Below are 22389 nucleotides of genomic sequence, written 5' to 3' on the forward strand. Positions count from 1 at the left end.
TAACCAATCCGATCATAAATAAAACGATCAGCGCGTAGATATCAAAGTTTTGCATAGTTCCCCCTTAAAACCACTGGCCAAATAAACGGATATAAAGCGTTTTCGCCCCCTGGGCGACCAGGCAATAGGCTGCGAGGATAGTCACCAGCCAGGGGAAATAGCTCAGCGGCAGAGGCGTCATGCCTAACGCATGGCTGAGCGGTAAAAAGGGTATGGTGATGCCGACTAGCATAATCAGTCCGGTCATCAGCATGACTGGCCATGCGGCGCAGCTCTGGATAAACGGAATACGGCGGGTGCGCAGCATGTGTACCACCAGCGTTTGCGATAGCAGTCCTTCAACAAACCAGCCCGACTGGAATAGCGCCTGATGATCCGGCGAGTTGGCGGCAAAGACGAACCACAGCACCAGCCAGGTTGCGATATCAAAAATGGACGAAGTCGGTCCCATAAACAGCATAAAACGGCGGATATTGCTGGCATCCCATTTACGCGGGCGACGTAAAAATGCGCGGTCCATTTTGTCCCAGGGCAGCGTGAGCTGTGAGATGTCGTAAAGCAGGTTTTGGATCAATAGCTGAATCGCCAGCATGGGCAAAAAGGGCAGGAAAGCGCTGGCGACTAATACCGAGAACACGTTGCCGAAGTTAGAGCTGGCGGTCATATTCAGATATTTGATGATATTGCCGAAGGTTTCGCGCCCTTTGAGCACGCCTTCTTCCAGCACCATCAGGCTTTTTTCCAGCAAAATTATATCGGCAGATTCTTTGGCAATATCGGTGGCGCTATCCACTGAAATACCGATATCCGCACAGCGTAATGCCGGCGCATCGTTAATGCCGTCGCCAAGAAATCCAACGGTATGTTGATTGTATTGCAGCGCTTGCAGTACCCGGGATTTCTGCTGCGGGGTCAGGCGGCAAAACAGATTACGCTGTTCCACTTCGCAGGCCAGCGCATGATCGCTCATATGGTCTATCGCGCTGCCGCATAGCGCTTCGCCGGGTTCCAGGCCCACATCGCGGCAGATTTTGCTGGATACCGCAACGCTGTCGCCGGTTAGCACTTTTACGGCCACGCCGTGTTCACGCAGTGCTCTCAGGGCGCTGGCCGCGCTCTCTTTCGGCGGATCCAGAAAGGTCAGCAGGCCGGCAATCACCAGATCGCGTTCATCTTCTTTTGTCAGCGGTGCGTCGATCGGCCGATCGGTCAGATCGCGTTCGGCAATCAAAAGTACGCGGTAACCGCGCTTGCTCCATTCCTGAACCTGCTGCTGGATCATGGTAATGGTCGCCGCATCCAGCGGCAGCGCCCGGTGGCCTTCGCGAATGTGGCTGGCAACCGCAAGCATTTCCTCTACCGCGCCTTTGCAAATCAGACGCTGATTTTGCTGCTGGTCGGCGACGACGATCGACAGGCGGCGGCGCTCAAAGTCGAAGGGCAGCTCATCTACTTTGCGGTAGTGACGCATGGCCGATATTTCCGCTTTGCCTTCGCTGAAGCGCAGGATGGCTCGGTCGATCAGATTCCTGACGCCGCTCTGGTGATGACTATTGAGCCACGCCAGCTGCAAGACGGAGTCATCAGCTTTGCCGGCGATATTCAGATGATGGGCAAGAATGATGTTGTCCTGCGTCAGGGTGCCCGTTTTATCCGTGCAGAGGACGTCCATTGCGCCAAAGTTCTGGATAGCGTTTAAATGCTTTACCACCACTTTACGGCGAGCCATGGCGATGGCGCCTTTTGCCAGATTCGCGCTGACGATCATCGGCAGCATTTCCGGCGTCAGGCCGACGGCGACCGCCAGGGCGAACATCAGCGTTTCCCCCCAGTCGCTGCGAGTAAAGCCATTGATAAATAATACAACAGGCACCATCACCAGCATAAAGCGGATGAGCAGCTTGCTGACGCTGTTGACGCCGCGATCGAAGGCGGTCTGCGGCCGATCGCCCAGTAGCGAGCTGGCAAGATTGCCATACCAGGTATCGGCGCCGGTGGCGACCACCAGACCGGTGGCGGTACCGCTGGCAACGCTGGTGCCCATCAGGCAAAAGCCGGACAGCTCAGGCAGAGTGTGTTCATCACAGGGATTCGGCAACGCACCGGGTGTGGCGAACTTCTCCACAGGCAGCGCCTCGCCGCTCAGCGTCGTCTGACTGACAAACAGGTCGCGGCTTTCCAGCAGGCGAACATCGCCCGGCACCATATCACCGGCGGAAAGCCAGACGATATCCCCGGGAACAACCTCCTCCAGCGGGATGATCATTTTTGCTGACTCGCCGTCCGGGGTGCCGCGACGCACCACCGTGGTGGTGGTACGAACCAGCGATTTCAGCGCGGCTGCCGCTTTATTGGTGCGGTATTCCTGGATGAAACGCAGCAGCGCGCTCAGGATAACCATGGTCATCATGATAATGACGCCGCTCAGGCTGGTGGCTTCTCCTTTGATGTAAGGCAGCCAGAAATCGATCACAAAGCTGATGGTTGCCAGTAAGGTCAGCAGGGCAATAAACGGATTTTTGAAGGCGTTGGTCAGCTGAATCAGGGCATGAGGCGCTTTCTCGCTGGCAACATGATTGGGGCCGTATTCATCCAGCCGATTTAGCGCTTCGTCACGCGTGAGTCCCTTATGACAGCAGCGTAGTTGATTAAAAGAGCCTGTTTGCGTTTGTTGGGCCTGCAGGCTGACGGCAAACAGCTGTGCGAAAGTTTTATTTGGGTTTTTCATGTTGTCGCCCATCACATAATTACGATCAATTCATCAGGCTTGTGCCCCTGACAAAGCTGAGATGGGGAAGGTAGTCGAGGTTTAATTCAGGAAATCAGAAAATTAACTATTCCCCGTAGCGCGGCTCATGCCACCCTCACCCGGCTGCTGGTTGGAGGTTCTTTCATTGTTGCTCCGCAGGGCTATGGCAAAGGCAGGGGTAAGCGCTGACGCGCCGTTAAACCGGCGAATGCGCATGACCCGGCCATTGCCGGTTAGTTTTTCGGGAATGAGTCGCTCAAAGGAAGAGAGAATGCATTGCCCGCCGTATTGTTGACGGCAGGCGAACAAAAGAGGTATCAGCCTGCCTTTTATAAGACGCAACCGTCAGGTTTACTGTCCAAAAAGGTGTCTCCACTGGAAAATTCGCCGAAACTATAGACCTGTTTATACAGCTTGTAAATCACTGCCTCTTTTGTTTACTAACGGTTAGTTATTAATTAAAGTTCATATTTTTCAGTTGGTTGCCATCTGTTTTTTGCTCCTGACCGGTTAAAAATGCTTAAACTAAGCCTCAACAAGTGGCAGAAACTGGCAAACAGCCCCCGGTTATTTCATCAGCACGGCTTAACGCGGCAGGCAAAACAGATTTAAATCGCGCCCGATGGTTATAAATTAAGCTAAATAACCGCGTTGTCTTTTACTGCTGACTTTTTTTAAGAAAAATTTAGTTATTAACACTGAAAAAGGCACCTTTCTCCCTGCCATCCGCCAGTCAGCATGGTGAACAGAATATTATCCTCTTTTCCCCGGTGGGAAGCCGTCTCCGCTGGGCTTTTTGCCATTGAATGCCCGCGATCGGATGCGTAAGATTCTGTGACTCGATTTACAAATAAGAAACAAATATGCAAGCCTCCATCGCAGAAACACTCAATGCTGACAATGAGCAGCCAACAAATTCCCGCAGCAAGGTGGTGATTGCCTCGCTGGTCGGTACGGCTATCGAATTCTTTGATTTCTATATCTATGCCACGGCGGCGGTGATCGTTTTTCCCCATATCTTTTTCCCGCAGGGTGATGCCGCCGTTGCCACGCTGCAATCACTGGCGACTTTCGCCATCGCCTTTGTTGCCCGGCCGATCGGCTCGGCGCTGTTTGGCCACTTTGGCGACCGTGCCGGACGCAAGGTTACGCTGGTGGCATCGCTGCTGACCATGGGACTTTCTACCGTATTGATTGGCCTGCTGCCTGGCTATGACACCATCGGCGTGTTTGCACCGTTACTGCTGGCGCTGGCGCGTTTTGGCCAGGGACTGGGGCTTGGCGGGGAGTGGGGCGGCGCCGCGCTGCTGGCGACTGAAAACGCCCCGGCGAAAAAGCGCGCGCTGTATGGTTCATTTCCACAGCTGGGCGCGCCGATTGGCTTCTTCTTTGCTAACGGAACCTTCCTGCTGCTTTCCTGGCTGCTGAGCGATCAGCAATTTATGTCCTGGGGCTGGCGCGTGCCTTTTATTCTCTCTGCAGTGCTGGTGATCATTGGACTCTATGTGCGCGTTTCGCTGCATGAATCGCCGGTATTTGCCAAAGTGAAAAAAGAGAATAAACAGGAGCGCGTGCCGATTGGTACCCTGCTGACAAAGCATCTTAAAGCGACCATCCTTGGTACGTTTATCATGCTGGCTACCTATACGCTGTTTTACATCATGACCGTTTATTCAATGAGCTACGGTACGGCGCCGGCGCCCGGAGGCTTAGGTTTCCCGCGCAATACCTTTCTGTGGATGCTGATGGTGGCGGTGATTGGTTTTGGCGTGATGGTGCCGGTGGCGGGTTTGCTGGCCGATCGCTTTGGCCGCCGCCGCACGATGACTATTATCACGTTGCTGATCATCGCCTTCGCTTTCCTGTTTCCCACGATGCTGGGTTCGGGCAATGAGCTGCTGGTGATGGCATTTCTGCTGCTGGGACTGAGCATCATGGGACTGACGTTCGGACCGATGGGGGCGCTGCTGCCTGAGCTATTCCCGACGTCAGTGCGCTACACCGGCGCGTCATTCTCCTACAACCTGTCATCAATTCTTGGCGCCTCGGTGGCGCCCTATATTGCCGCCTGGTTGACCCATACTTATGGCTTGTACGCCGTGGGGCTGTATCTGGCAGCCATGGCGCTGCTTACGCTGATCGCCGTGCTGTCCTGTAAAGAAACTCAACACGAATCGCTTTACGATTAACCGCGTTACGCGCAAATAAAAACCCGTAACCGGTGATTCGGTTACGGGTTTTTTGTTGCCTGCAAGCCAGCTAACCGCAGCGGTTATTTCTGCGCTTTCATCTGCTGCAGCACTTGGGTGCATTGGTTGTCTTCGTTATCGCTTGGCGACACCAGCGCCAGCAGCGCCGCTGCCGGTGCAACCACCGCGCCCAGCGCAACCGCCGCCGCGCCGCGGGCGATCAGTGGGCCGGGTTTCACGCCGGCATCGGGATTTTTAAAGGTGCCGCGCACGTAAAGCGGTGAGCGCAGGGTAACGATGCGCACGCCCTTGCTCTTAGGATCGATAGTCAGGTCCAGGCGCTCATTGGCAAAATTGGTGCTGCCGGTGACATTGATTACCGCGTTCTCGGTATCAAAGACAAACAGGCGCGGCGTGGCCAGACCGTTCTTCAGGTTGAGATCGGTGGCAGCGCAGTTAATCCTGACTTCATCGTCGCCAAACAGTTTGCCAACCACGTAGTTGCCGACGTTAAGACCGGCAATCTCCATCAGGCTGCGGCTGATAACCCCGCTATTCATCAGCACCTTCAGCTCGCCGTTGCTGGTGGCAAGCAGGTCGGCCACGGAATTACCGGTGCCGCTGATGGTGGCATCGCCGTTAAGCTGGCCGAGGCTGCTTTGCATCGCTTTTACGTCCGGCGCCAGCTGACGCAGTTTTAATTTACGCGCATGCAGATCGGCGCGTCCTTGCATGGGTGACTTGTCTCCTTCCAGATGAATACTGGCGTTCAGGCTACCGCCGGCAATGCCAAAGCGCAGCGGATCGAGGCGCAAATCGCCGTTCTTTAGTATCAGATGGGTATAAAGATCGCTGAGCGGTAATTTGTTACCGTGTTCGATTCGCTGGCCGCTGAATTTAACGTCAGCATCCATAACGTCCCAGCTTTTGGTATCAAACTTGTCGTGTGGCAGTACCCGGTCCGCTGGCTGCGTCGAAGCGTCGCCGCGTGCGGCTTTTGCTTGTTCGGTTTTACTGCTGCCTTTACCTGAGTTAACCCCAATCAGCGGGCCGAGATCGGCCATGCGCAGCTGTTTCGAGTTCAGCTCTCCTGTGAGCGATGGCCGCGGTTTGCCTTGCGTATAGGTCAGCGAGCCGTGAATATCGCTGTCGCCAATATGGCCGTTGAATTTCTCATAACGAAACTGCGGTCCGCCTTCCCTTTGGAAACGGGCGATGAGGTGGCCATCGGTCTCGTACGGCGGGGTATCCGGTAACAGCACGCCGGTCAGGCCATAGAGATTTGCCAGCGTATCGCCGGAGAAGCGCAGACGAATATCAAGACCGCCGAGATTAAGTGGATCTTGCAAGGTTCCTTCCACCCTGACGCGGGTTGTGCCGTTGCGCACATCGGCCTGGAGCGGGAAGGGATTGGTTTTACTGCGCAGCGACAGCATGCCGCCGATTTTGCCTTCGCCACTTAGCGGCTGGTTGTTATAGGTACCGTCGGCGCGCCAGCCAAAGACGAAGTCGGAGGCGCCGGGCTGACCGGAATTATCCTTACTGCCAGCAACCTGGACATAGGGCACCGGTTTACCCAGCGGATCAACGCTGACCCGCACGTTGGCTTTATTAATCGCATCCTGATAGTGGATAGTGCTGCGGTCAAAAATAATATTATCCAGGCGAAACGACCAGCTGGAGGGCTGGGCATCTGGCTGCGGGTTTTTACTGCTGGCCAGATCGAAGGTCCAGTTATTCTTGCCGTCAGCGGTCTGCACCAGGCTGGCGTCAGGCCGCTGTAGCTTGATCCACGGCAGATAGATTTGCTTGCCGATCAGCGCCAGCGGCGAAATGGTGGCGTCGACCCGCTGCAGGTGCACCATATTCACTTCCGGGATACCGGGCGGGTTACCCAGCATAATATCCTGGGCATGAATATGCGGCCAGGGAACCCAGCTGCGCCAGCCCGGCTCATCGCGGTGACGCTCCCAGTTCACGCCCAAATCGCCGCGAATAGCAAAGGGGCGATTTAGCTCCGCCGTGACCTTTTTATTGATGGTAGGTTTGAGGCGGTTCCAGTCGAAGGTGGTAATCACCACAATGATCAGAACCAGCAATGCAATAATAATTCCAACAACCCAACTTACAATTTTTCCTGTACGCGACATGTCCGTCTCCTCGCCTGTCCCCTACTAAGAATAGACGAGGCGAGCGGAAGCGATCAGGTGATCTGCAATGGCAGGGTGTTCAGTTGGTCAAAAGCCATCGGTCTGGCGAAGTAATAACCTTGCGCAGCATAGGCTGGCGAGGCCTGAACCTGCCGCCAGTCATCAATGGTTTCTACCCCTTCAACGATAACGCCGCGACAATAACGATTAATTAATGTCAGCAGCAAGTTAAACATATTGCGCCCCTCTTCGCTGCTTCGCAGCAGGATAAAAAGCTCGCGTGATAACTTGATATAGTCATATTTCAGTTCGGTGAGCGCGGAGAAGTTGGCCATGCCCGAACCGAAATCATCCAGCCACAGTGGCCCGAGTTCGGGAATGCGCGATAAGAGGGTTTGCTGCGGGAAAGCATGATGTTCAACCAGCTCAAAGCGTAGCCAGGGGCTACGGGCGATCAGCGTGCGAATAGCGGTATGGTGCTGCAAGGTTAACAATGTCGGGCCGTCTATGTTTACGGATGCGACGATGTTGTCCTGTTCGAACTTACGCTGCCAGCCGATCAGCATTTTGAGCTGTTCATGGATGACAAAGCCGCGCTGTGTAACGTCCAACGCGGCAAAATCAAAATAACTTTCCGGCGATAGCCTGATTTGCGGCGCCGAAGGATGCACCACCGCCGTCAGCATTTCAATAGCCATTAGCCTGCCCGAGAGCTGGTATATGGGCTGGAAAGTATAAAAGCGCTGGCACTGCTGCCAGTACAAACGCGCTTGCTGCTGCTTTTGCATCTCAATTGTCGAAGGCAGCCGGTGACTGATATTTTTCAGCCCCATTTTGTATCCTTTTTCGCTTATTTTTCGTCTATTGGTGTTAAGCAATCGTTTTCGTTGCAATCGAAGCGTATCAGTAATCATCTTCGCCGGGATAGTCTTTCGACCCGTTGGCGAGCGGACATTACTGTCAGTCGTTTTGCGAGTGTATCAAGCAGTCATGGGTTTCAATCGTGATAAAAAGCACCTGTTTTCGGGGTTCTTTGCTGGCTGAGAACCCAAAAATCGTGCTCAATAAAATTAAAACGTTGTTTTATTTTTATTGACTGGCTTCTGTACTGGCAGGAAACTGAAACTCTATTTTTACTGCAACAGAGAATGCGCATGAAGAAGATAGCTGTTATTGGTGAATGTATGATCGAGCTGACGCAGCACGGCCGCGATATGAGCCGTGGCTTCGGCGGCGACACTCTCAATACTGCCGTATATATTGCGCGTCAGGCTGCGGAAAACGCGCTCAGCGTTGCCTACGTTACCGGTCTGGGAACCGATAGTTTCAGCACAGAAATGCTCGACGCCTGGCAGCAGGAGGGCGTCGGGACCGGTTTGATTCAGCGCATCTCCGGCCGTCTGCCGGGGCTGTATGTGATTGAAACCGATACGCAGGGTGAGCGAACCTTTTATTACTGGCGCAGCGAGGCCGCTGCGCGTTTCTGGCTGGAAAGCGAGGCGGCTGACGATATCTGCCGTCAGCTGGCGGAATTTGATTATCTCTATCTGAGCGGCATTAGCCTGGCGATTCTGAGTGAAGCCAGCCGGAGAAAACTGTTCACTTTACTGACGGCATGTCGCCAGCGCGGCGGTCAGGTTATTTTTGATAACAACTACCGGCCACGCCTTTGGGCAAGCAGCGACGACGCGCGTCAGGCCTATCAGCTCATGTTGCAGCATAGCGACCTGGCTTTCCTCACGCTGGATGATGAAACGGCGCTGTGGGGAGATGCTGAGGCACAGACGGTGATTGAACGTACGCACCGGGCTGGCGTTAGCGAGGTTGTTATTAAGCGTGGCGCCGATGCCTGTCTGGTTTCGCTTCAGGGAGAGTCATTGCTACAGGTACCGGCTATCAAGGTGGCCAACGAGCAAATTATTGATACCACGGCGGCAGGAGATTCGTTCAGCGCGGGCTATCTGGCCGCCAGGCTTTGCGGCGCCACGGCGCAGCATTCGGCGCAGCAGGGGCACCGGCTTGCCAGCAGCGTGATTCAGCATCGGGGCGCGATTATCCCACGCGAGGCAATGCCGCCGGCGTAACTGCCGGCATTGATGGTAATTTGCGCAGCGCCAGCTGATATACTTTCTGACGAACAGATTGTCCTGTGACGTCTGACGAACCGGGAGAAACGACATGCTTAAAGTCTGGGGACGAAAAGCATCATCGAACGTTCAGGCGCTGATGTGGGGCATTGGCGAGCTGGGACTGGATTTCCAGCGCGATGATGTTGGTCATAAATTTGGCGGTAATGATACGGCTGAATTTCTGGCTATGAATCCTAACGGCCTGGTGCCGGTGCTACGCGACGGCGACGGTGCGCCGCTGTTTGAAACGGCGGCAATCTTGCGCTATCTGGCCGCGCGCTATGGCGACGCGCCGTTCTGGCCGCAGGACGTCACGCAGCGCGCAACGGTTGATATGTGGGCTGAATGGGCGAAAATTAATATTGCGCTGGGTTTTACCGCGCCGATTTTCTGGCAGGTCGTGCGCACGCCGCAAGCTCAGCGCGATAATGCGGCAATCGCGCGCGCACTAGCGCAGCTCACGCGTTTTTTACGCATTGCCGAAGCCCGGCTTGAACAGCATCCATGGCTGGCAGGGAACGATTTCACCCTGGCAGATATTCAGTTCGGCCACCTGCTCTACCGCTATTACGATATCGACATTGAGCGCGCCGATTTGCCTCAGCTGGCGGCTTACTATCAGCGTTTGCAGCAGCGTCCGGCCTATGTCGAACATGTTATGGTTTCCTATCAGGAGCTAAGGGCATAACCGGCCCGCCTGCCTGCGCTTTGCTGCTTCATTTCTGCCGCCGCTATGCTGTCCGGCCCTGCGGGCTATTGGCGGCGGCTATCCTGCTGAATTTTCACACTAATTTGACTTAACTCCATGTTTTTGTTGATTAAGGTTAATTCCTAAAGTCGTATTAACCGGCAGCAAAAACTGGACGCTTTTAGCACAACGATGCAATGTTTTTTTAGAGCCGGGCGCTGACATCCTCCATTTACTGCCAGCGGCACAGCCCGTTTTGCACCGTTGATTGAAGGAGCGTCTGATGAAAGCTGAAATTTTTAATATCTGGCCACAGGGCGATGCGCCGGGTGCCGGCGAGTCCCGGGCGCAGCCGAGGATCGTTGACCTCGCAAAAGAGTATGAACCCTACAACCGCGCCGCTTACGGTGTGCGCTGTCCGGAAATTGCGCTTTATCATCCCGATGAGTCCAACGCGCTTAATATCACGCTGTTGGTTGCGCCGGGCGGCGCTTTTGAAAAGGTAATGATTGATAAAGAGGGCAGCGCCCTGGCGACCTTCTTTACCTCAATGGGCTACCATCTGGCGGTAATGACTTATCGCCTGCCGGAGGACGGCCATCATGAGGGCCCGGATGCGCCGGTAGCGGATGCGCAGCGGGCGATACGCCTGCTGCGTGAGCGCGCCAGTCGCGGCCTTAACGGTCATCGTATTGTGATGATGGGGTTCTCTGCCGGCGGTCATGTTGCCGCCAGCCTTGGCAATCGGTTCGATGAAAAACTCTATCCGGTTCAGGATGCGGCAGATGCGCTGGCGGCCCGGCCGGATGCCCAGGTGCTGGTTTATCCGGTTATCAGCATGCGGGAAGGGCTGACCCATGAGGCGTCACGCCTGCGCCTGCTCGGCAAAAATCCGACCCAGCGTGAGATCGATGCCTACTCAATGGAAAGCTGCGTGACACCCCAGACGCCGCAAACGCTGTTAATTCATGCCGTCGATGACAGCGCGGTACCGATCAATAACAGCATGGTGATGTTCAGCGCGCTGCGCGAGAAAAACATTCCGGCCGAGCTGCATTTTTACGAGCAGGGCGGCCATGGCTTTGGCATTCGTAACGTGGTTGATAAGCCGCTTGCCAGCTGGCCGATGCTGGTTACGGAATGGCTGAGGTCGCGTCACTGGACGACCCGGCCACGGCTGGTGGTCTAGCGATATTGCCGGGACAGGAGCAAAGGGATCCACTTCCTGTCCCGCTGGCCGTATTTATTGGGAGGCTTTCGGAATATCTGAAACCTCAGGTTTGCCATCCTCGCTGACGCTGGTATTACTCGCCGGCGGCGTCATAATTTTCATCCAGCTCTCCTGCAGCGCTTTCATATTTGCTTCTGGTTCGCCCTGTGGTTGTATCAGCATTAGCGTGAGCTCCTGCGAAAGCTGCTGGCGTAGTTCCTGATTCATCATTGGCAGCGTCAGGCCGGAGAGAAAGCTCTGGCGCAGTTTTTGATACTGTTCTGGTGCAATATCTACCACGGCGTTTTGCTGAGAGCGCAGGCGCTGGCTCATCAGTACGCTGGTGTCGGTTCGGGCATAGGTAGCAAACAGCTTATTAAGTTCGGTCGTTTTCTGCGCCATTAGCGCGTCGAACTCATCCTGCGGCAGGCCGTTATCACGAATTTTTGCCAGCTCACGGGCGATCAATTCAAGGTTTTTATTCAGCGCGGCGTTATCTGAATCCATATTAATGGCGCACTGAGCGCGTTGATAAAGTACGCGGCAGTCAAAACCAACCTGTACACCTTCTGCTTTGCTTTCGCTTAATGCACGCTGCACGTGCCAGAATAACGCCTCGCGCGCCAGATCGCTCAGCCAGTAATGCTGCATGCTCTGCTCGTCGCGTATTGGTTGCCAGGGCGAATCCCACATCAGCGACAGGCGGTCCTGATTAAGACTTTTATTCACCAGACTGACCGGCTGATGCGGCAGCGGCGACAGGGTCGGCATCGGGGCTGGCGTCTGGCGTCTGCCGGTCAGCGGAGAGAAGTATTTGCCTATCAGTTCAGACAGGCTGCGCCCTTCGACGTTCCCCACCACAAACAGCGTCATGGCGTCCGGGGTATACCATTGCTGATAGAAACTTTTTAGCTGAGCGATATCCACCGGCGTGGTAGTACGGGCGGCGGGATCGTGCCCCAGCAGCGCTGAGCCTTTCATGCGATAGCGCCACCAGGGATCCATAGGGTTTGCCGGCCAGGTGGCGATAGGATCATCCGATCCCAATGCGCTATTGACCACGTCTTCGCTGAAATTCATTTTACCGGCGGTGGCGGCGAGCCAGCTTAGCGCTTCCTTGAGCAGGTCCGGACGATTGTTTGGCAGGCTGAGGTTGTATTGCGTGAAGTCATAAGAGGTAATCGCCGGGGCCAGAGGGTGGTTTGGATCCATACCCTGCTGCCAGAGCGCGCGTTGCTGAGTTGGGCTTAGCGCGGAATTATGCACCAGCGCCATACGCGACAGAAGATGGGAATAACCGGTCTGTTGCGTATTCTCCACCAGCGAGCCGGTGTTAACGATCAGACGTAGTTCAATACGGTCGCTGGGGCGCTGCGGTGTGGAGAGTATCTGCCAGTTAAAACCGTTATCCAGTTTCCCCTGCTGCCAGGCAGGGTCGGGTTGGAGTGTGTCTGCTTGCACAATACTGGCGGAGGCTGCCAGTACGATACCGCCTACCAAAAGACAAATCCTTGAACCCTGCATGTGAACCCCTACTCAATCACAATCCAAAATAGAAACAAAGGCTGGCGCTTTCCGGTCAGAATAAAGGTGGTTACTAACCTGATGTAGCCATTGGTTTTTTTACCAGGTGACCTGTTAGACCACGTAACCGCGCCAATGTCACGAAACGATAAGAAAAATAAGTGGGGTTATTATGCAAATGCCCGCGGCGAGAGCAAGTCGCAGCGGGCATTTAAGGCAAATTTTAACGCAAATGCGGATTAGCTTTGTGGTTCGCCAACGTTGCGGTTCTTGCCGCCTGACGACAGGGTGGCTTTCAGCTGGCGTTCATCCAGCTGATCGACCCATTTAGCCACGACGATCGTGGCGACGCCGTTACCGACCAGATTGGTCAGCGCGCGGGCTTCTGACATAAAGCGATCGATGCCCAGAATCAGCGCCAGACCGGCTACCGGCAGATGACCTACCGCAGAGAGCGTCGCCGCCAGGACGATAAAGCCGCTGCCGGTAACGCCTGCGGCGCCTTTAGATGAAAGCAGCAAGACGACCAGCAGGGTAATCTGATGCCAGATGTCCATATGACTGTTGGTGGCCTGGGCAATAAATACCGCCGCCATGGTCAGATAGATAGAGGTGCCGTCGAGGTTGAAAGAGTAGCCGGTAGGAATAACCAATCCGACCACCGATTTCTTACAGCCCAGCTTTTCCATCTTGTCGAGCATGCGCGGCAGCGCTGATTCTGATGAGGACGTACCCAGCACGATCAGCAGCTCTTCTTTGATGTAGCTGATGAACTTAAATATATTAAAGCCCGTTACCCTGGCGATAACGCCCAGTACCAGTACCACAAACAGAATACAGGTGAGGTAGAAGCACAGGATTAGCTGGCCGAGCTGTACGAGTGAACCAACGCCATATTTACCAATGGTGAACGCCATGGCGCCGAAGGCACCCAGCGGCGCCAGGCGCATAATCATATTGATGATGCCGAAAATCACCTGAGAGAAGTTTTCAATTACATTGAAAATCAGCGTGCCTTTGTCGCCGAGGCGGTGCAGGGCAAAGCCAAACAGGATGGCAAACATCAGTACCTGCAAAATGTTACCGCTGGCAAAGGAGCCGATCACGCTGGCTGGAATGATATCCAGCAGAAAGGCGGTCACGCCCTGTTCTTTGGCCTGGGCGGCGTAGGTGGCTACCGCCTGGGCATCAAGCGAAGCGGGGTCAACGTTCATGCCCGCGCCAGGCTGTACAACGTTGACGATAATCAGGCCAATAATGAGCGCGACGGTGCTGACAATCTCAAAGTAGAGCAGGGCTACCGCGCCGGTACGGCCTACGGCTTTCATGCTCTCCATGCCGGCGATGCCGGTTACCACGGTACAAAAGATAACCGGGGCGATGATCATTTTAATCAGTTTTACGAAGGCATCACCGAGCGGTTTCATCTGAGCGCCCAGGTCGGGATAGAAATGGCCCAGAAGTATCCCAATAGCGATGGCAGTAAGTACTTGAAAATATAAACTTTTAAACAAAGAGATTTTCATAAGCAGATGTCCAGTAAAATCAGGAAACGATACGGCCACTGTAATAATTTTTTACGACCGGGCGAAAATAACATCGTGCTAACATGATTGATACAACCTGGCTCGCCCCTCAACCCCCTGACATGTTTTTTTAAGAGCTGAATCCCTTCAGCCCTAGATTTTTCAGGGGTTTTGAAAGTTTTGTAATTGATATCAGTGTGATGTTACGCTGACCGGGATGGGTAAAAAACGCGCAGTGAAGCTATTAATGGGTAGCGGTTCCGAATAAAGATAGCCCTGGCCGATATGAATGCCGCGCGCCAGTAGCCAGTCGCGCTGTGTTTCCGTTTCAACGCCCTCTGCCACCACGTCGATAGTAATAATTTCAGCAATCGCGGCCACAATGCGCACCATGGCGTCATCTTCCGGCAGGCCTGCAACAAAGCTGCGATCCATTTTTAGCTTACTGATCGGCAAGTCTTTGAACTGCTGTAGCCAGTTGAGGTTGGCATAGCCCATGCCGAAATCATCCAGCGCCACCGGAATTCCCGCTTCACGTAATTTTTGCAGCAGCTGGAGCGCCTGATCCGGCTCGCCGACCTGGGCGGTCTCCGTTAGCTCCAGCACCAGACTGCCCGGTTTGATGTGATACTGGCTGAGCAGATCTCGCAGGTGGCTGACCATCGCTGCATCCCGCAGCTGGATAGCTGAAAGATTGACGCTTAGTGGCAGGTCGATGCCGCATTTTTGCCAGTCGGCCAGCAGGCGGCATGATTCTTCCAGCACCCAGCGTCCCAGCGGGTTGATGACCCCAAGCTGTTCGGCGTTAGCGATAAGATCTTCCGGTAAGCTCCAGCTGCCATCGGGCTGGCACATGCGCAGCAGCGCTTCCGCGCCCACCATCTTACCGCTGTTCATATCGATTTGCGGCTGTAGAAACAGCGCAAAGCTTTCTTCTTCCAGCCCCTGCAAAATGTCATGCTCCTGAGTCAGACGACGCTGCGCACGTTCGGTCATGGATGGCTCGAAGAACATTATCTGGTTCTTGCCGCGGTGATGGGCGGACATCATGGCAGACGAGGCGCGGCTTAGCAGCTCTTCGCCATGCTGAGTTTCTTTTTCACGCAGGGAAATACCCATGCTGGTTACCGGGCGTAGCTGGAGCTGCTCAAGGGTAACCGGCTGGGTGAGCTTCTGCATCAGGTTGCGGGCCAGGCGCATGGCGCGAAACAGATTGCTGGCGCGCTTTACCAACAAGGCGAAGTCGCTGTTGCTGATCTGAGCCAGTACGCTGTGCTCGTCAATGCATGCGCGGATACGATCAACCTGGGTCATCAGCAGCATATTGCGCTGATCTTCCGTTACGATGCCGTTCGTTTCCTGTAACGTTTCCATCCGTAGCACGATGATGGCTAACGGCGCGGTATTTTTTACCGATTTTAATTGCTGCTCGACCAACGCCAGAAACAAAGCCTTATTCGGTAATCCCGTCAGAGCGTAATGGGTCGTAAGGCGGCTCATTTCATCGTAGATATTGCCCAGCGTTTGCTGGTTGTAATTGTAATTCAGGATCAGCTGGCCCAGTTCATCATCGCGATGATTTGGGGGAAGGGGCAGCTGGTGAGCAATCAGATCCTGCGGCGTAAGGGCATCAAGCTCAAGCGCCAGGCGGCGCAGCGGTCGTACGATCAGCCGGTTGATGCACCAGCTGATTGCCACGGTCAGCATCAGAGCCAGTAGCAGATAAGCAATCAGCATGGTGGCAACCGTTGCGCGAATAAACTGGTAAACGCGCGCCGAGTCGGCCTGCAGGACCAGCGATGCCAGCGGTCCGGGCAGCGCGCGCTCCGGGGAGTAGAGCGGGACGCTGATGGTAACGGGCAGATCAAACAGTTGAGCGATCAGCGCCGGCACCGGCTTCTCTACGGCGAATTCACTGTGCAATGCGGGAATATCGTTAGGCAGGACGATATCGGCGCGGGCGATCACGCCGGCGGGTTTGAGGGTTGCCAGAATACGTTCAACCTGAGGAATATCTGCTTTCAGCACCGCTTCAGATAATGGCTGACGAATCGTGTGGGCGACGTTCTCCATCTGCTGGGCGTAGTCGATCCTGCGCTGCTGCACAAAGTGGAAAAGCTGGAGCAAAATAAACAGGCTTACGATAACCAGCGTAACCGCAGAAACCGTTGCCATTTGTTTAATCGTCAGGGATCGGGTAACGCGCAATACTGGCCTCCGAATCGCCAATACCTGTCAGGCTATCGTGCTAATGAGTTTGCACAGAGTATATATGAATCCGGCGGCGCAGTGGCCTGCGTTTCTGACGCCGTGTCCTTTCATAAGGTTTTCATCACTTTATCCCGAATCACCCTCATCAGATAGCGTGAAAGTGTGATCAGATTCAAAAAAAATTGTCTGAAAAGGCGCGCGGGTGTATATTTTTTTGCGTTTTTAAAACTTTTTTTAATTGGATGACGCGGTCATGCGAAAAATACTCAGCTATATCTTCCATTGCTATGTCGAAGCTTTTAAGCACGTTCCTCCCGGCGCCATGCACTGAGCTACTTCCCCGGATGCGGAAAGGCCAGCGCCATGCGTGCGCTGACCCATTCAACGAATACCGCTACCCGGGAAGATAAGTGCCGTTTCTGCGGATAAAGCAGCGAAACCGGCATTGGCTCAGGAGGCAGCTGCGGCAGGATTTCGCGTAATACTCCGCTGCTCAGCGCCTTTTCCACCCGATAGCGCGGTACCTGAGCAATCCCCATCCCCGCTTCAGCCGCCCCAGTATAAAGGTCGGCACCGTCGACGGCTATTTTGCCGGGCAGAGAAACCGTGCGCTGGATTTTTCCTTCATAAAATATCAGCGGCATTGCCTGGCCGGTGGCGCTGGAAATGTAGCTGACGGCAAAATGCCCTTGCAGATCGGCCAGCGTTTTTGGTTCGCCGTAACGGGCCAGATATTCCGGGCTGGCGACGGTAACCTCTGGCATCAGCGCAACGCGGCGCGCTACCAGGGTCGAGTCCTGTAAGTTTCCCGCCCGTAATACGCAGTGAAAACCTTCGCGCACAATGTCCACCAGGCGATCGCTATCGCTTATGTGCAGGGTAATTTCAGGGTAGCGTCGCGTGAATTCACCGATCGCCGGCATGATGAAGTGTTGTGCCAGGGTGCGCTGCATATTTACCCGCAACAGGCCTTTCGGTTTGGAGGGGCGGAACTGTCCTTCGGCTTCTTCTATATCTGCCAGCAGCCTGATGCTGCTTTGATAAAACTGCTGCCCATCGCTGGTTAACTGCACGGTGCGCGTGGTGCGCTCCAGCAAACGCGTGCCGAGGCGCGATTCCAGTTTCTTGATCATGTTGGTCACGGTTGCCCGTGGGATCATCAAGTCCTGCGCGGCGCGGGTAAAACTGCCGCGCTCCGCAATGCGGACAAAGATCTGCATTTCCTGAAAGCGGTCCATCTTTATGTCTATTGTTAATCAAAATGGAATAAAGATGATTATTAGTCGGTAATTATCTTTAACGCAATATCAATCATAGTAAAGCGACAGAATAAAACTGAGGATAAAGCGATGTCTGATACAGCTAAGGTTGCAATTGTTACCGGTGGTTCGCGTGGAATAGGCGCAGCCATCGCGGTGGAAATGGCGAAGGCCGGCTTCGATGTACTGGTGAACTATGCCAGTAATCAGGCGGAGGCGGTTAAGGTTCAGCAGCAAATTATCGGGCTGGGCCGCAGGTCGGTTATCTTTCAGGGAAATGTGGCGGAGTCAGCCGACGTTAAGGCTATGTTTGACTACGCAGAGCAGGAGCTGAGTAAGGTGCATACGGTGATTAACAGCGCAGGCGTTCTGAAAACCCTGCCGCTGCTTGAGCACAGCGACGAGTTGTTTACACGCACTTTTGCAATCAATACCCAGGGAAGTTTCAACGTGATGCGGGAAGCCGGTAAGCGTCTGGAAGACGGCGGGCGGATTATTATGCTTTCTACCACCGCTATCAGAGCAAAGATGCCGGGTTATGCCATCTACAACGCGTCAAAGGCGGCGGTGGAAGCGCTGGTAGCGACCTATGCGAAAGAGCTGCGCGGCCGGGCGATAACGGTTAATGCCGTGGCGCCCGGGCCGGTTGCCACCGAGCTGTTCTTTGCCGGTAAAAGCGAGCAGCTTATTCAACAAATGGCCAACCTGTCGCCGTTAGAGCGCCTCGGTGAGCCGCAGGATATTGCCGGGCTGGTGGCTTTCCTGGCAGGCGAGCAGGGCGGTTGGATCAATGGTCAGACGGTATGCGCTAACGGCGGCATTGCCTGATTTGCTATGCAGGCCGGCCTGCCGGCCTGCGATTGCGCATCAATTTCAGGCAGGTGAGGTGATAATAAAAACATCGCCCTTTGCCTGAGCAGCGTGGCCCGCATCCGTTTGGCGGCTTTTTATGGCGATTCAGGAAGATAAACCGAAGCGGCAAGGCTGGGAAAATTCGTATTTTGCTGGCTATCCTTTACCGGTATCGTCTGATACCGGATAACAATTTATGCTGCTTATTATTTCTTTTTTATCTTTTTGAGGAAGCGTATGAAAAGCAAGTTTGCACCGTCACAAATTGCGTTGCACTGGCTGGTTTTTATCCTTGTCGCTATTGCCTATACCACCATTGAATTACGCGGTTATGCTGGCCGGGGTACTGCCTTGCGCGCGCTGATGATTGGCACCCACTTTAGCTGCGGTGCGGCGGTGCTGGCGCTGATGCTGACCCGCATATTCCTACGCCTGAAGCATCCGCAGCCCGCGATTACGCCACCGCCGCCCAGCTGGCAGCTCTGGCTGGCTAAGCTGGTGCACTGGCTGATCTACCTGCTATTCATCACCCTGCCGGTGCTCGGATTAACCTCGCGCTATCTGCGCGGCGCTGACTGGGCGCTGTTTGGTATTGCTATGCCGACGGCTAACCCCGGGGGTGGCGATGTCGCCGGCGATATCATTGACTGGCATAAAACGCTGGCGCCGCTTGGCTACTGGCTGATTGGACTGCATGCGGCGGCGGCGCTATTTCATCACTATTTTATCAAAGACAACACCCTGCTGCGTATGATGCCCGCCCGGCGTAACGACGCAGACTAATTCAGCCGGTCATCAGCTGATTCAGCGTTTGCAGGTCGCGCTCTACCGCCGCGATATCTTCAGCAAAGTGGGCTTCTGATGTCAGGCTGTCGCAGAACAGGGTGATCATCACCTGAGCACCCTGTTCGTTGGCGATAATGCGCATTGGCACATAAACCTCTTTGCCCAGCCCGCTATCGACGTAGTGATCCATGATGCCGTAAGGGTTGTGATCGGTGAAGCGGATAAGCACTTCGCCCGCCGGTCCGCTGGTTTTCCAGCGCTCTCCTTGCGGCGACATCTCGCTCTGGCTTAGTCCAGCGGCCCAGCGGGGGAAAAACGTTGGTTTCCAGATCGTTTCATAGAGATCGACCCAGTTTCTGGCAATAGTTTGCGTGACGACATGTGAGGGCAGCATCCGGCCTCCGGCTAAATAAAAAGGCAGCTGTTGTTATAACAAACTGCCTTTGCCGGCGCAAAATCCGGCGCGTTACGCCGCTTCCGGTCGCGATGCCGGACTGACGAATCTTTTTATGCCATCAAAGATGCCGCCAAGCACGACGCTGGTAATCCAGCTCAGGGCAATCAGCAGCGCATAAATCGCCAGCGTGTAGTGCGGAGAGTAGACGATCGGCTGAATAAAGTAATAGCAATAGAATGAGTGCGTTAGCCACATAAAGCCGGAGCGATTGCCGAGAGAATAAAATATTCGCCGCGGCGCTTGTGGTAGCACGTTATGCAGCTGAATTAAGCAAAAGGCCAGCAGCGGTACTATCAGACAAAGGGAGACGAAGAAATATTTAGTCAGGCCATAGCCAATAACCACAATCGCGGCAATACACAGCGGCGTCAGCAGGCGATTGCTGATGCCGTGCCGTTCCAGCCAGGCATTAATCTGCGTGCCGTGGCGCCCTAACATCAGGCCGCTGGTTAACGGCAATATCCAGATCAGGTAGGCGATAATATCCTTCAGATACCAGGCCTGGAAGTTATGCCAGTACAGGCGTGTGCCCACCACTGAGGCAACCAGCGACATTGCCAGCAACGGCAGCGGCGGAATTTTCAGTAGCAGCGGGTAAGAGAACAGGTAGGCAACGTAGAGAAAGAGAAACCACCATTCCAGATTCCAGCTGGTGTCCAACCCGCTTAAGTTAAGCAGCAGCGACTGCAGGCTCAGGGTATAGCGTCCGTCACCGTTAAAAAACAGCATGCCGATGGGGACAAACAGCAGCGCCACCAGCCAGGCCTGGCTGTATATCGAAACGGCTTTTTTGCTCAAATCTTTTGGCCCTTTGCGCTTACTGAATGCAAAGCCGTAGCCGGACAGAAACAAGAAGATCGGAACGCAAATTTTGCAGTACTGGGCGATATTTAATTCAAAATTTATCTGCTGGCTCAGTGGGATAATCACAATGCTGGGATCGATGCGGTTCGGGAAAGCAAAAAGATGATGAAACAGCATCATCAAAATCGCCATCCCCTTAATAAAAGCGGTTTGTTCCCGTGTAATGGTCATTGTTTTCCCCCTGATAGTCGCTACGACTATAGGGAGCGAGAAGCGTCAACAAAAGTAAATTATGCGGTTTAAACCGCAAATCAGATTATACCGAAGAGCCGGCAATTCGCTGATGGCAAGCGATGAAAATTTTCAGGCGATGGTGAGCGGCCAGTGGACATAGGACTGATAATGACTTTCCTGATCCAGCAGCTCCTTGCGCAGCGGATGCGCCTCCAGCCAGCCGGCTGGCAGAGTCAGGTGAAGCGCGTCGTCATCCGCCAGCAGGCGGACGGCGGGCAGCGTGTCATCGTGGCGCCGACTGGCGAAGATAATCGCCAGTCGCAGCAGGCGGCAAAGCCGCTCCGCCAGCCGTAGCGGAATAGCGTTTTGCTGGCCGAGCTGCGCCAGATCGATATTACCGCTTTGATTTTGCAGCAGGGTGGCTAACAGATTTTTTTGTGCGGGGGTGAAACCGGGAAGGTCGAGATGGCGAATAAGATAGGCGGCGTGCTGGGGGGCTTGTCTAAAATCGACGCTCAGGCCAATTTCGTGAGCAAGACAGGCGCTTTCCAGTAACAGCCGACAGCGTTCATCCAGCTTCCAGCGTTCACTGACCTGCTGCATAAAGCTGAGGGCCAGTTGGCGAACGCGCTCAGCCTGCGTCACGTCTATATTAAATCGCCGCTGTACGCTGCTTAAGGTGCGTAGTCTGACGTCGCGATCGACCGGCAGGTGCAGCATGCCATAGACTAAGCCCTCGCGCAGCGCGCCGCCTGCCAGCGTCATGCCGTCGATTTGTAGCTCTTCGAAGATCGCGATCAGAATCGACAGGCCGCTGGGAAATACCAGCGCGCGTTCCAGCGTCAGCCCCTCGATTTCCAGTTCTTCCAGCTTATCGCATTGAATGGCGCGCTGTTTCAGCTGCTGCAGCTTGCTCAGGGTGATGCGCTCATCCATTCCCTGCGCCACCATGATTTCCTGCAACGCCTGCACGGTACCGGAGGCGCCGACGCAGGTTTCCCAGCCTTGCTGGCGAAGGATATCCGCCACCGGGCGCAGCATTGCCCGCGCCGCCTGTTCGGCCTGCTCAAAATTGTTCTGCCCCAGACGACGATCGGAAAAGTAGCGTTCCAGCCAGGTGACGCAGCCCATGGAGAGACTGAACAGCGAGGTGGTCAGAGAACCCGATCCGGTAACCAGCTCGGTGCTGCCGCCGCCGATATCGACAACCAGACGCTTATCGGAACCGCCGGTGGTGTGGGCGACGCCGTGATAAATCAGTCGGGCTTCTTCTTCGCCGCTAATCACGTTCACCGCACAGCCCAGAATCTGCTGCGCTTTTTCAAGGAAAGCCCCGGCATTAGCGGCAATACGTAATGTGGCGGTTGCCACTACGCGGATTTGCTGCGGGGGAATGTCCTGTAGCTGCTCTGAAAACAAACGCAAGCACTGCCATCCCCGGTTCATCGCGTCGTCTGAGAGCTGATAAGTGCTGTGGTCGAGACCTGCGGCAAGGCGCACTTTCCGCTTAATACGCGCGACTGTCTGGATGGTGCCGGACACTTCCCGCACCACCAGCATATGAAAACTGTTCGAACCCAGATCTATCGCGGCATAAAGAGAAGAAGAGCTTAGCATGAAA

The 22389-nt window shown here is 54.6% G+C and carries 17 protein-coding genes; 7 read left to right on the top strand and 10 right to left on the bottom strand.

From position 1 onward, the window contains the following. Nucleotides 1–64: 64 nt before the first annotated feature. Nucleotides 65–2728 carry a magnesium-translocating P-type ATPase gene (gene mgtA, locus BTJ39_RS17865; protein ID WP_078004118.1) on the bottom strand — a complete coding sequence of 888 codons (2664 nt, stop codon included), beginning with the start codon at nucleotides 2726–2728 and terminating at the stop codon, nucleotides 65–67. An 884-nt stretch (nucleotides 2729–3612) separates the two neighbouring features. Here mgtA and BTJ39_RS17870 point away from each other — a divergent pair. Next, a complete protein-coding gene (locus BTJ39_RS17870) occupies nucleotides 3613–4938 on the top strand; it encodes an MFS transporter (protein WP_078004047.1) in 1326 nt (441 codons plus the stop codon). An 83-nt stretch (nucleotides 4939–5021) separates the two neighbouring features. On the opposite strand, the gene BTJ39_RS17875 is transcribed toward BTJ39_RS17870, so the two are convergent. Together BTJ39_RS17875 and pdeH are read right to left on the bottom strand one after the other, a co-directional pair. Beyond that, on the bottom strand, nucleotides 5022–7088 hold the full coding sequence (locus BTJ39_RS17875) for an AsmA family protein (protein WP_078004048.1): 2067 nt from the start codon (nucleotides 7086–7088) through the stop codon (nucleotides 5022–5024). 53 nt (nucleotides 7089–7141) lie between these two features. After that, nucleotides 7142–7921, bottom strand: a complete 780-nt coding sequence (gene pdeH, locus BTJ39_RS17880; protein ID WP_078004049.1) for a cyclic-guanylate-specific phosphodiesterase — start codon at nucleotides 7919–7921, stop codon at nucleotides 7142–7144. 315 nt (nucleotides 7922–8236) lie between these two features. Here pdeH and kdgK point away from each other — a divergent pair, with 315 nt between their 5' ends. The 3 genes from kdgK (at nucleotide 8237) to BTJ39_RS17895 (ending at nucleotide 11094) form a co-directional block, all read left to right on the top strand. Continuing rightward, complete coding sequence (gene kdgK, locus BTJ39_RS17885; protein WP_196239596.1) at nucleotides 8237–9172, top strand: 2-dehydro-3-deoxygluconokinase; 936 nt, start codon at nucleotides 8237–8239, stop codon at nucleotides 9170–9172. Between the two features lie 94 nt (nucleotides 9173–9266). After that, entirely contained in the window at nucleotides 9267–9905 is a 639-nt protein-coding gene (locus BTJ39_RS17890) for a glutathione S-transferase family protein (RefSeq protein WP_078004050.1), read from the top strand. 283 nt (nucleotides 9906–10188) lie between these two features. Beyond that, entirely contained in the window at nucleotides 10189–11094 is a 906-nt protein-coding gene (locus tag BTJ39_RS17895) for an alpha/beta hydrolase (RefSeq protein ID WP_078004051.1), read from the top strand. 54 nt (nucleotides 11095–11148) lie between these two features. Here the strand turns inward: BTJ39_RS17895 and BTJ39_RS17900 are convergent, their stop codons facing one another. The 3 genes from BTJ39_RS17900 to hmsP form a co-directional block, all read right to left on the bottom strand. Next, nucleotides 11149–12639 (bottom strand): M16 family metallopeptidase, encoded by a 1491-nt coding sequence (locus BTJ39_RS17900; protein ID WP_078004052.1) that lies wholly within the window; start codon nucleotides 12637–12639, stop codon nucleotides 11149–11151. 239 nt (nucleotides 12640–12878) lie between these two features. Beyond that, nucleotides 12879–14165: a dicarboxylate/amino acid:cation symporter gene (locus tag BTJ39_RS17905; protein WP_078004053.1), complete on the bottom strand. Its 1287-nt coding sequence runs from the start codon at nucleotides 14163–14165 to the stop codon at nucleotides 12879–12881. 192 nt (nucleotides 14166–14357) lie between these two features. Continuing rightward, nucleotides 14358–16373 (bottom strand): biofilm formation regulator HmsP, encoded by a 2016-nt coding sequence (gene hmsP, locus BTJ39_RS17910; protein ID WP_078004054.1) that lies wholly within the window; start codon nucleotides 16371–16373, stop codon nucleotides 14358–14360. 256 nt (nucleotides 16374–16629) lie between these two features. On the opposite strand from hmsP, the gene azuC reads away from it, so the two are divergent. Then, nucleotides 16630–16707 carry a stress response protein AzuC gene (azuC, locus tag BTJ39_RS25445; protein ID WP_422386049.1) on the top strand — a complete coding sequence of 26 codons (78 nt, stop codon included), beginning with the start codon at nucleotides 16630–16632 and terminating at the stop codon, nucleotides 16705–16707. Nucleotide 16708: 1 nt separating this feature from the next. Here azuC and BTJ39_RS17915 read toward each other — a convergent pair whose 3' ends face one another. Further along, nucleotides 16709–17596, bottom strand: a complete 888-nt coding sequence (locus BTJ39_RS17915; RefSeq protein WP_338418165.1) for a LysR family transcriptional regulator — start codon at nucleotides 17594–17596, stop codon at nucleotides 16709–16711. A 129-nt stretch (nucleotides 17597–17725) separates the two neighbouring features. Between BTJ39_RS17915 and BTJ39_RS17920 the strand changes: the two genes are divergently transcribed. Beyond that, on the top strand, nucleotides 17726–18463 hold the full coding sequence (locus BTJ39_RS17920; RefSeq protein ID WP_078004056.1) for an SDR family oxidoreductase: 738 nt from the start codon (nucleotides 17726–17728) through the stop codon (nucleotides 18461–18463). 261 nt (nucleotides 18464–18724) lie between these two features. Beyond that, a complete protein-coding gene (gene cybB / locus BTJ39_RS17925; RefSeq protein WP_078004057.1) occupies nucleotides 18725–19270 on the top strand; it encodes a cytochrome b561 in 546 nt (181 codons plus the stop codon). Nucleotide 19271: 1 nt separating this feature from the next. Here the strand turns inward: cybB and BTJ39_RS17930 are convergent, their stop codons facing one another. The 3 genes from BTJ39_RS17930 to gppA all read right to left on the bottom strand — a co-directional run bounded on the left by BTJ39_RS17930 (nucleotide 19272) and on the right by gppA (nucleotide 22385). Beyond that, nucleotides 19272–19667, bottom strand: a complete 396-nt coding sequence (locus tag BTJ39_RS17930; protein WP_078004058.1) for a polyketide cyclase — start codon at nucleotides 19665–19667, stop codon at nucleotides 19272–19274. 72 nt (nucleotides 19668–19739) lie between these two features. After that, on the bottom strand, nucleotides 19740–20765 hold the full coding sequence (locus BTJ39_RS17935) for an acyltransferase family protein (RefSeq protein ID WP_078004059.1): 1026 nt from the start codon (nucleotides 20763–20765) through the stop codon (nucleotides 19740–19742). A gap of 132 nt (nucleotides 20766–20897) precedes the next feature. Beyond that, entirely contained in the window at nucleotides 20898–22385 is a 1488-nt protein-coding gene (gene gppA / locus BTJ39_RS17940; RefSeq protein WP_078004060.1) for a guanosine-5'-triphosphate,3'-diphosphate diphosphatase, read from the bottom strand. Nucleotides 22386–22389: the final 4 nt, after the last annotated feature.

The organism is Izhakiella australiensis (genome assembly GCF_002006995.1).
GTDB classification, from domain to species: Bacteria; Pseudomonadota; Gammaproteobacteria; order Enterobacterales; family Enterobacteriaceae; genus Izhakiella; species Izhakiella australiensis.